We start from the raw sequence: 10166 nt of genomic DNA on the forward strand, positions 1-10166 counted from the left end.
TGCTCAAGCTGCGCGTAACTCTGCGTGTTGGCGCCGCCAAGCTGCTCCAGCATATGCCGCGTAGCCGGGTCGAACTGGCTGGTGTGCTCGCTCAGGTAGGCATGATGCTGATCGGCCCGGCGGATCCAGATCCAGGTGGTCAGCGACGCCGCGAAACTGCCGCCCAGGGTACGCAGGAAGGTGGCCAGGCCGGAGCCGTCGGCGATCTGCTGGGGAGGCAGGTCCGACAGCAGAATGCTCAGCGTCGGCATGAAGAACAGCGCCACGCCAATGCCCATGAACAGCTGCACCAGCGCGATGTGCTGGAAATCCACCTCGCTGGTGAAGCCGGCGCGCATGTAGCAGCTGGTGCCAATGGCCAGGAACGCCAGGCCCGCCAGCAGGCGCAGGTCGACCCGATGGGCATACTTGCCCACGAAGGGTGACATCAGCACCGGCAGCAGACCGATCGGTGCCACCGCCAGGCCCGCCCACGTCGCGGTGTATCCCATCTGCGTCTGCAGCCATTGCGGCAGGATCAGGTTGATGCCGAAGAACCCGGCGTAGCCGCCGACCAGCACCAGCGTGCCGATCCTGAAGTTGCGGTAGGCAAACAGCCGCAGGTTGACCACCGGGTGCTTGTCGGTCAGCTCCCAGATCACGAACACGGCCAACGCCACCACCGATATCAGGCTGCCGACGATGATGAACGACGACTCGAACCAGTCCAGGTCATTGCCCTTGTCCAGCACCACCTGCAGCGCGCCCACCCCGATGATCAGCGTCATCAGGCCGACGTAGTCCATCGGCTGGCGGCTGGTGGTGACCGGACGGCTACGCATCTGCTGGCGCACCACGGCGGCGGCGAACAGACCAATCGGTATGTTGATGAAGAAGATCCATGGCCAGCTGTAGCTGTCGGTGATCCAGCCGCCGAGTATGGGCCCGGCAATTGGCGCCACCACCGTGACCATCGCCAGCAGCGCCAGGGCCATGCCGCGCTTGGCGGGGGGATAGACCGCGATCAGCAGCGTCTGGGTCATCGGGTACAAGGGGCCGGCGACCACTCCCTGAAGGATACGAAAGCCCACCAGCTCCGGCATCGACTGGGCGATCCCGCAGAGGAACGAGGCCAGCACGAACAGCAGGGTCGCCCAGATGAACAGCTTTACCTCGCCGAAACGCCGGCTCAGCCAGCCTGTCAGGGGCAAGGCGATGGCGTTGCTCACGGCAAACGAGGTGATGACCCAGGTGCCTTGCTCGTAGCTCACTCCCAGGTTGCCGGAGATGGTCGGCAAGGCGACGTTGGCGATGGTGGTGTCGAGCACCTGCATGAAGGTCGCCAGCGACAGCCCTATGGTCGTCAGCAGCAGGCTCGGCGGGGTGAACTGGGCCTTGCCGCTCATCGTTGCGCCGTCTTGCCGGAGCCTGCGCTGTTGTCGTGGATCAGCCGTGCGATCATTTCGTCCGCCTCGACCAGCTGGGCATCGAAGACCTGGGTGGTGAACGAGGGTTGCTTGCGCGGCTGCTGGGCCAGCGCCGGTCCGCTCTGGTCATGCAAGTCGACCTCGACGACGGTCGACAGGCCGATGCGCAGCGGGTGTTCGGCCAGCTGGCGAGGGTCAAGGTGGATACGCACCGGCACGCGCTGGACGATCTTGATCCAGTTGCCGGTGGCGTTCTGCGCGGGCAACAGGGCAAAAGCGCTGCCGGTGCCGGCGCCGAGGCTGTCGACGGTGCCACTGTACTTGACGTCGCCGCCATACAGGTCGGCGACCACGTCCACTGGCTGGCCGATGCGCATGTCGCGCAGTTGGGTTTCCTTGAAGTTGGCGTCGATCCACACCTGCTCCAGCGGGATCACCGCCATGGTCGCGGTGCCCGGCTGCAAGCGCTGGCCGAGTTGCACGGTGCGCTTGGCCACGTAGCCGGTGACGGGCGCCACCAGGGTGGTGCGCGCATGATCGAGGTAGGCCTGGCGCAGCTCGGCGGCCGCCGCCATGACGTCCGGGTGCGACGAGACCACGGTGTCATCGACCAGCGCGGTACTGGTGTTGAGCTGCTGGCGGGCGTTATCCAGGGCGCTCTGCGCCGAGGTCAGGTCATCGTGCGAGTGCGACAGCTCTTCGGCCGCGATCGCCCCGCTGTCGGCCAGCACCTTGCGGCGACCGTAGTTCTCGCGGGCCTTGTTGAGGTCCGCCTGGCGCGCCTGCACCTGGGCCTTGAGCGCATCGACGTTGCTGTACAGGCCGCGGACTTCGCGCACGGTGCGGGCCAGCCGCGCCTTCGCCGACTGCAAGGCCACCTCGCTGTCGCTTGGGTCGAACTGCAGCAGCACCTGGCCTGCGTGCACCAGGTCGCCGTCATCGGCGCCGATGCTCACCACGGTGCCAGTCACCAACGGCGTGATCTCTACCACGTTGCCGCTGACGTAGGCGTCGTCGGTGCCCTGGTGCCAGCGGCCCACCAGGCTGTACCACGCCCAGGTGGCCGCACCGGCCACAAGCAGCAGCAACAGCAAGCCGAGCAGCCAGGCCTTGCGCTTGCGCGAACCGGCGGCTGCCGGCGCGGTGGATGAGGTGTCCGGGGTAGTAGCCATGACAGTACCTTGGAATAACGGAATAAGGGATCAACGGTCGCCGAAACGGCGGATCGTCAGGGGGTCGCCCGCGTCCAGCAGGACCTTGGCAAGCAATGACTCGAGGGTGCGAAGTTCGTCGGGTTCGAGCGCGCCGACCAACTCGTTCATGGCCGCGGCGCCGATTTCAGGCAGGCGGTCAGCCAGGCGCTGGCCCTCGTCCGTCAGGGCCAGCCGCACCTGGCGGCGGTCATCCGGGCAGCGGGTGCGCTGGACCAGTCCCTTGTGCTCCAGGCGGTCGAGCATGCGCGTCATCGAGCCGCTGTCCAGGCCCAGGTAGCGGCACACCTCGGCGGGGGTATCGACCTGGTACTGGGTCACGATGATCAGCACCTTGAACTGGGCCGCGGTGACACCGTGAGGCTCCAGGTGCCAGTCAAGGATGCGGTCCTTGAGCACGGCGGCGCGGCCGAGCAACAAGCCGATCGCACAGCTCTGGAAGTTTTGCGGGTTGAAGTGCGACATGGGCAGCGGGCAGCGTCTGGGCTAATTGTGTGCAAATATTACTGCCTAGGCAGTCAATGTCAAATCTTTGATTAGCTAGCTATCTATCATGCCGATGACTGGCGCCGGGCGTTGCGCAAAACGCCGCCGAGCGGCGCCCTTTAGTGCAACGCTAGAGCACCATCGCGGCCATCCAGCCGAATGCCAGCAGCGGCAGGTTGTAGTGGATGAACGTCGGCACCACGGTGTCCCAGATGTGGTGGTGCTGGCCGTCGACGTTCAGGCCGGAGGTAGGCCCCAGGGTCGAATCGGAGGCCGGCGAACCGGCGTCGCCCAGCGCACCGGCGGTACCGACGATGCACACCGTGGCCAGCGGATCGAAACCCAGTTGCACGCACAGGGGCACGAAGATCGCAGCCAGGATGGGCACCGTCGAGAATGACGAGCCGATGCCCATGGTCACCAGCAGCCCCACCAGCAGCATGAGCAAGGCGCCGATGCCCTTGCTGTGGTCGATCCACTGCGCCGACGCCTCGACCAGGCTCGTCACCTCGCCAGTGGCCTTCATCACGTCGGCGAAACCCGAGGCGGCGATCATGATGAAGCCAATCATGGCCATCATCTTCATGCCCTCGGTGAACAGGTCGTCGGTGTCCTTCCAGCGCACGATGCCCGACGCCGAGAAGATCAGGAAGCCCACCATCGCACCGATGATCATCGAGTCCAGCAGCAGCTGGACGATGAAGGCCGCGGCAATCGCCGCTCCCGCCACCATCAGGGTCAGCGGGTTGTACTGGATGGCGACCTGCTCGACCTGCTCGATGCGCTCAAGGTCATAGACGCGCTTCTTGCGGTAGCTCACGAACACCGCGATCAGCAGGCCCAGCAGCATGCCTGCCGCGGGCAGCGCCATCGCGTGGGTGACGTTGATGCCGCTGATATCCACCCCGGCCCGCGCCACGTTGGCCAGCAGGATCTCGTTGAGGAAGATGTTGCCAAAGCCCACCGGCAGGAAGATATACGGGGTGATCAGGCCGAAGGTCATCACGCAGGCGATCAGGCGCCGGTCAATCTGCAGGCGGGTCAGCACATACAGCAGCGGCGGCACCAGCAGCGGGATGAAGGCGATGTGGATCGGCAGGATGTTCTGCGAGGACACCGCGACCACCAGCATCAGGCCGATCAACAGCCACTTCACCTTGCCACCGTTGGCGTGACCCTGGCGGTCGATCATGGCCAGCGCGCGGTCGGCCAGGGCGTGCGCCAGGCCTGACTTGGCGATGGCCACGGCGAAGGCGCCGAGCAAGGCATAGGACAGCGCCACCGTGGCGCCGCCGCCCAGGCCGCCATTGAAGGCCTTGAGCGTGCCTTCGATCCCCAGGCCACCGACCAGCCCGCCCACCAGGGCGCCGATGATCAGGGCGATGACCACATGCACGCGGGACAGACTCAATATCAGCATGATGCCGACCGCGGCAATGACTGCGTTCATGGTGTGCGTTACCTCGAGAAACCAGACAAAAAGCGAGCGTTCCGGCGACAGCCTGCCCATGGGCAGTGGCCGGACGAAGGGATGTTTTTATGAGGGCGCACACTCTGACGCACGCCTGCGTGCTTGTCAAAGCCGCGTGCGAGGCCGGTAGGCATTGAAAGGTAAGGCTTTTTTGCAATTGAATTGAACGTTTGAATAAAGAAAGCCCCGCCCCCGCCGATACAGTCCTCACCTGCAGACCTATCGCCTCAAGGGAAACACTCATGTTGCCGAGACAATTGTCCATCCAGTGGAAGATCACCCTGCTCGCTGGCCTCTGCCTGGCCAGCATCGTCACGCTGCTCGTGGGCCTGTCGCTGTACCGCATGGATCACAGCTCGGACCTGGTCAAGGCCAGCAGCATGCAGATGCTGGGCGAAGCGGCCCAGGCGCGCATCGAATCCCAGGGCGAGGTGCAGGCACTGAACATCCGTCGCCAGTTCATGGACGCGTACCAGTACGGCGCGGGCTTCTCCCGCCAGGTACTGTTCTTGCGCGAGCAGGCCGAGAAGCGCTTTCTCGATGCCTTCGACCTGCGCGAGGACATGACCCGTCAGGTGCGCGCGGCGCTGCAGGCCAACCCTGATCTGCTTGGCCTGTCGCTGGTCTTCGAGCCCAATGCGCTGGACAACAAGGACAGCCTCTTCGCTGACCAGGCCGAGCTTGGCAGCAATGAAAAAGGCCGCTTCGCGCTGTACTGGTCGCAGCCCAGCCCTGGCCAGCTGACCTCGATGGCCCTGCCTGAACACGACATGCTCGACAGCTCGGCGGGCCCGAGTGGCGAGCCGGCCAATACCTGGTCGGTGTGCCCACGCACGACCCACAAGGTGTGCGTGATCGAGCCCTACTTCTACAAGATCGCCGGCCAGCAGGTGCTGATGACCAGCATCGTCTTCCCGCTTATGGTCGACGGCAAGGTCATCGCCACGCTGTCGGTCGACATCAACCTCAACAGCTTGCAGGCCTTGAGCATGGACGCCAGCCGCAACCTGTACGGCGGCCAGACCCATGTCGGCATTCTGAGCCCCGTGGGCCTGCTGGCCGGGTACAGCCCCGATGCCGGCAAGCTCGCCCAGCGCTACGAGCAGGTCGACACCGCCAAGGGCGCCGAGCTGGTCGGCCTGCTGGCCGATGGCAAGGTGATGCATGTGCTGCACCACGGCCAGCGCCTCAAGGTGCTCGCCGCCTTCGCCCCAGTCCCCGGCGCCAAGCCGTGGGGCGTATTGCTGGACGTGCCGCAAAGCGCCCTCACCGGTCCCGCCGAGGCGCTCAAGCAGGAGCTCGATGCACTGAACGCCAGCGGCACCCTGATGCAACTTGGCCTTGGCCTGCTCACCGCGGTGGTCGGATTGCTGCTGGTATGGCTGATGGCCCGGGGCGTGACCCGGCCTATCCTGGGCGTGGCCGCCATGCTGAAGGACATCGCCAGTGGCGAGGGCGACCTCACCCGCCGCCTGGACTACGCCAAGCGCGATGAGCTGGGCGAGCTGGCCGGTTGGTTCAACCGCTTCCTCGACAAGCTGCAGCCGACCATCGCCGAGGTCAAGCGCTCGGTCCAGGCCGCGCGTGACACCGCCGACCAGTCCTCGGCCATCGCCGCCCAGACCAGCGCGGGCATGGAGCAGCAGTATCGCCAGGTAGACCAGGTGGCCACCGCCTCGCATGAGATGAGCGCGACCGCGCAGGATGTCGCGCGCAGCGCCGCCCAGGCTGCCCAGGCCGCACGCCAGGCCGACCAGGCCACCCGCGAAGGCCTGTCGGTGATCGACCACACCACCAGCAGCATCGACACCCTGGCCGCCGACATGAACAGCGCCATGGTCCAGGTCGAAGGACTGGCGCACAACAGCGAGAAGATCGGATCGGTGCTGGAAGTGATCCGGTCGATCGCCGAGCAGACCAACCTGCTGGCTCTCAACGCCGCCATCGAAGCCGCCCGCGCCGGTGAGGCCGGGCGCGGCTTCGCGGTGGTAGCGGACGAGGTGCGCAACCTTGCCCGGCGCACCCAGGAATCGGTCGAGGAGACCCGCCAGGTGATCGAACAACTGCAGGCTGGCACCCGCGAGGTGGTGGATGCCATGGACAGCAGTCACCGCCAGGCGCAAGGCAGCGTCGACCAGGTCGGCCAGGCGGTCACCGCCCTGCAGAAGATCGGCCAGGCAGTGACCGTGATCTCCGACATGAACCTGCAGATCGCCAGCGCCGCCGAGGAGCAGAGTGCGGTGGCCGAGGAGATCAACAGCAATGTCGCCACCATCCGCGACGTCACCGAGTCGCTGTCGGGCCAGGCCAACGAATCGGCGCGGGTCAGCCAGTCGCTCAACAGCCTGGCCAACCAGCAGCAGGGGCTGATGGATCAGTTCAGGGTGTGATGCCCGTTGCCCTCGGCGGCCCTCGTCTACACTTGCCGGACCTGCGCACCGGCACCCTAGACGAGGCTTTCGATGAAGCGACTTCCAGCGCTCCTGGCCGCACTGATCTTCAGTTTCACCGGCAGCGCGAGCGCCGCTGACGCCCGTGCGCCGATCCACTTCGGCGCCATCGGCTGGGAGAGTGGCGCGCTGACCACCGAAATCCTCCGGCTGATCGTCGAGAAGGGCTACGGCTACCCCACCGATACCCTCCCCGGCAGCACCGTCAGCATGGAGGTCGCCCTGGCGCGCAACGACCTGCAAGTGATCGCCGAGGAATGGGCAGGCCGCAGCCCGGCCTGGGTCAAGGCTGAACAGGCGGGTCAGGTTTTCAGCCTGGGCGACACCGTGAAAAATGCCGAGGAAGGCTGGTGGGTCCCGGCCTACGTGATCAAGGGTGATCCCACGCGCAACCTCAAGGCGGTCGCCCCCGACCTGCGCAGCGTCGACGACCTCAAGCGCTACCCCAAGGTGTTCAGCGACCCCGAGTCACCTGACAAGGGCCGCTTCCTGAACAGCCCCAGCGGCTGGACCTCAGAGACGGTCAACAGCCAGAAACTCAAGGCCTATGGCCTCGACCAGCAGTACGTGAACTTTCGCAGCGGATCCGGCGCGGCCCTGGATGCCGAGATCAACTCGGCGATCCGCCGTGGCCAGCCCGTGCTGTTCTACTACTGGAGCCCAACACCCTTGATGGGCCGTTTCGAGCTGGTGCGTCTCGAGGAGCCGCCCTTCGACCCCGACGCCTGGGCCACCCTGACGGACGCCAGGAACCCGGCGCCCCGCGGCAGCCGTTCGCTGCCGGCGAAACTGTCGATCGGCGTGTCGGCCGCGTTTCGCCAGCAATACCCGGAACTGGTGGATACCTTCAGCAAGGTCGACCTGCCCATCGACACGCTCAACAAGGCCTTGGCACGCATGAGCGAAACACGCCAGCCCCCACGTGAGGCAGCGCAGGCGTTCTTGCGGGATTACCCGCAGGTGTGGAAAGCCTGGTTGCCTGACGAGGTCGCCAGCAAGGTCGAGGCCGGCCTGTGAGCGCCGGGTTTCCCGAGGCGCTGCAGTTCTCGTTCGCTGAGCGCGTCAATCGTCTGGTCGACTGGCTGGTGTTGCACTATGGCGATCACTTGCGCAGCGTGTCCGATCACCTGCTGCAACTGCTGGTCAGCCTCGAGAACCTGCTGCGCATGCTGCCCTGGTGGCTGGTCCTGACGCTGGTCGGCCTGCTGGCCTGGCATGCCTGCCGCAGCCTGCCCCGTGCTCTGGTGCTGACCGGCCTGTTGCTGTTGATCGGCATGCTCGGACTGTGGGACAAACTGCTGCAGACCCTTGCCCTGGTGATGGTCAGCACCGGTCTGTGCGTGCTGGTGGGTGTACCGCTGGGCGTGCTGCTGGCCAGCAGGCCGCTGGCGCGCCGGCTGATCATGCCGGTGCTTGACGTGATGCAGACGCTACCTGCTTTTGTCTACCTGATCCCGGTGCTGATGCTGTTCGGCCTGGGCAAGGTCCCGGCGGTGTTCGCCACGCTGATCTACGCCCTGCCCCCGCTGGTGCGCCTGACCGAGCTGGGCATGCGCCAGATCGATGCGTCGCTGTTGCGCGCCGCTGGCAGCCTGGGCGCCAACCGCTGGCAACGCCTGCGCAGCATCGCCCTGCCCTTGGCCCTGCCCAGCATCATGGCGGGCCTGAACCAGTCAGTGATGATGGCCTTGTCGATGGTCGTGGTAGCGTCGATGATCGGCGCGCGCGGGCTCGGCGAAGATGTGCTGGCCGGTATCCAGACGCTCAACGTTGGCCAAGGCGTCGAAGCGGGCCTGGCGATCGTCGCCTTGGCCATGGTCATCGACCGCATCAGCCAGGCCTATGGACAGCGCGAACGTCCCTGAACCCACCGCGCTGTGGCACCGAGTTCGATGGCGCCATCGGCGGCCTGGGCGGCAACGCTTACGGAACAGGCCAAGGCAATCAGGGTCGGATGCAATGGACAGGATCGTGGCATGAAAGGCTCCCAACAGTCAGTAGAGGGCCCTCATGGCAATGAGATTGCTTCCCAACGACGCTAGAGGCTAGCAGTTCGATGCACTTTTTTGTCTGCCACGGGTCTACTCCCTCTTTTACCGCATTCCGATCCAACGCCCCGAGCCCGTGCCCAGCATCGGACCGGGCGCAACGCGATGCGCTTGTGTAGGATGGACCTCGCCTATCGAGGTCGCTGCCAGCCATAGGGAGAGTTACATGCGCGTCCTGTCATCCGTTGTCTGCCTTGCCACCTTGTCGCTGGGCCTGGTCTGCCCTGCCAGCGCCCTGGCCGGTGAAGAGGCGCAACTGATCGATTCGATCAATGCCTTCCGCAGTCAGGCTCAGCCCTGCGGGGGCGAGGCGTCGCTCGAACTGCCGCCGCTCAACAGCGATACCCGCCTGGCGCTGTCGCCAGAAGGCACGCGCGACCTGCAACAGGCCATGACCCGCGCGGCCTATCCCATGGTCAACGTGCAGGCGATCAGCCTGTCAGGGCCGCGCGATGCGCGCTCGGCCATGACCGCCATTCAGGAAAGCTTCTGCCAGGTTGTGCTCGACCCGCAGTTTGTCGATATCGGCGTCAGCCAGGAGGGCCGGGACTGGCGCATCGTTCTTGCCAGGCCCTTGCTCAGCGGGCGGCTGGGCGACTGGCAGGCCGAGGGCCGCAAGCTCTTGCAGGAAGTCAATGCCGCCCGCGCGCAGCCGCGCCAGTGCGGGGGCCAGCCCTTTGCCGCCGCCGGCGCGCTGGGCTGGAATACCACCTTGGCCGAAGTCGCGGCCAACCACACCCGCTCGATGGCCAACCATAATTACTTCGACCACATCGACCGCGATGGCCGCACCCCGGGCGACCGCGCCGAACTCGCCGGCTATGCCTACCAGCAGGTCGGCGAAGCCATTGCCGCAGGGCGCGATACCCCGCGCAAGGTGGTTGACGGCTGGCTGGCCAGCTCGGGCCATTGCGCCACCCTGATGAACCCCGATTTCCGTGAGCTGGGCGCCGCCTATGCCACCGACCCCAAGAGCGATGCCGGCATCTACTGGACCGCGCTGTTCGGGGCTCCTTGAGCTTTTGATGGAGGCATCGCCGATGGCGCTCGACATCAGGGTGGCGCTGCATTTGAGCCGCTGAGCGGCGGATGGC

8 protein-coding genes and 1 pseudogene are annotated in these 10166 nt (G+C 65.8%); 5 read left to right on the forward strand and 4 right to left on the reverse strand.

Annotated elements, in window-relative coordinates:
* From VJS90_RS06720 to VJS90_RS06735, 4 genes are all read right to left on the reverse strand, one after another.
* Positions 1–1385: DHA2 family efflux MFS transporter permease subunit (locus tag VJS90_RS06720; RefSeq protein ID WP_324120268.1), on the reverse strand; the 1385-nt coding region annotated here is incomplete at its 3' end.
* Positions 1382–2578, reverse strand: a complete 1197-nt coding sequence (locus tag VJS90_RS06725; RefSeq protein WP_324120269.1) for an HlyD family secretion protein — start codon at positions 2576–2578, stop codon at positions 1382–1384. The genes VJS90_RS06725 and VJS90_RS06720, both read right to left, overlap by 4 nt.
* Positions 2579–2608: 30 nt before the next feature.
* The gene (locus tag VJS90_RS06730; protein WP_324120270.1) at positions 2609–3082 is read right to left on the reverse strand and encodes a MarR family transcriptional regulator; all 474 of its coding nucleotides are present in this window, start codon (positions 3080–3082) and stop codon (positions 2609–2611) included.
* Between the two features lie 151 nt (positions 3083–3233).
* Positions 3234–4553, reverse strand: a complete 1320-nt coding sequence (locus VJS90_RS06735; protein ID WP_324120271.1) for a Na+/H+ antiporter family protein — start codon at positions 4551–4553, stop codon at positions 3234–3236.
* Positions 4554–5137: 584 nt separating this feature from the next.
* On the opposite strand from VJS90_RS06735, the pseudogene VJS90_RS21835 reads away from it, so the two are divergent.
* The 5 genes and pseudogenes from VJS90_RS21835 to VJS90_RS06755 all read left to right on the forward strand — a co-directional run.
* A pseudogene (locus VJS90_RS21835) lies at positions 5138–6106 on the forward strand (HAMP domain-containing protein); the annotation flags it as partial.
* 102 nt (positions 6107–6208) lie between these two features.
* On the forward strand, positions 6209–6964 hold the full coding sequence (locus VJS90_RS21840) for a methyl-accepting chemotaxis protein (RefSeq protein ID WP_414704902.1): 756 nt from the start codon (positions 6209–6211) through the stop codon (positions 6962–6964).
* Between the two features lie 72 nt (positions 6965–7036).
* On the forward strand, positions 7037–8041 hold the full coding sequence (locus tag VJS90_RS06745) for an ABC transporter substrate-binding protein (protein WP_324120274.1): 1005 nt from the start codon (positions 7037–7039) through the stop codon (positions 8039–8041).
* Positions 8038–8889, forward strand: a complete 852-nt coding sequence (locus VJS90_RS06750) for an ABC transporter permease (protein WP_324120275.1) — start codon at positions 8038–8040, stop codon at positions 8887–8889. The genes VJS90_RS06745 and VJS90_RS06750 overlap by 4 nt, the downstream gene beginning before the upstream one ends.
* A 349-nt stretch (positions 8890–9238) precedes the next feature.
* Positions 9239–10090, forward strand: coding sequence for a CAP domain-containing protein (locus VJS90_RS06755; RefSeq protein ID WP_324120277.1), 852 nt, complete (start codon positions 9239–9241; stop codon positions 10088–10090).
* Positions 10091–10166: the final 76 nt, after the last annotated feature.

The organism is Pseudomonas sp., assembly GCF_035277045.1.
In the GTDB taxonomy this organism is placed as follows: domain Bacteria; phylum Pseudomonadota; class Gammaproteobacteria; order Pseudomonadales; family Pseudomonadaceae; genus Aquipseudomonas.

Bases quoted from the DNA above. Each gene is read 5' to 3' on its own strand.
- VJS90_RS21840 (WP_414704902.1), top strand. From the start codon at position 6,209: ATGGAGCAGCAGTATCGCCAGGTAGACCAGGTGGCCACCGCCTCGCAT.
- VJS90_RS06735 (WP_324120271.1), bottom strand. From the start codon at position 4,553: ATGAACGCAGTCATTGCCGCGGTCGGCATCATGCTGATATTGAGTCTG.
- VJS90_RS06730 (WP_324120270.1), bottom strand. From the start codon at position 3,082: ATGTCGCACTTCAACCCGCAAAACTTCCAGAGCTGTGCGATCGGCTTG.
- VJS90_RS06725 (WP_324120269.1), bottom strand. From the start codon at position 2,578: ATGGCTACTACCCCGGACACCTCATCCACCGCGCCGGCAGCCGCCGGT.
- VJS90_RS06745 (WP_324120274.1), top strand. From the start codon at position 7,037: ATGAAGCGACTTCCAGCGCTCCTGGCCGCACTGATCTTCAGTTTCACC.
- VJS90_RS06755 (WP_324120277.1), top strand. From the start codon at position 9,239: ATGCGCGTCCTGTCATCCGTTGTCTGCCTTGCCACCTTGTCGCTGGGC.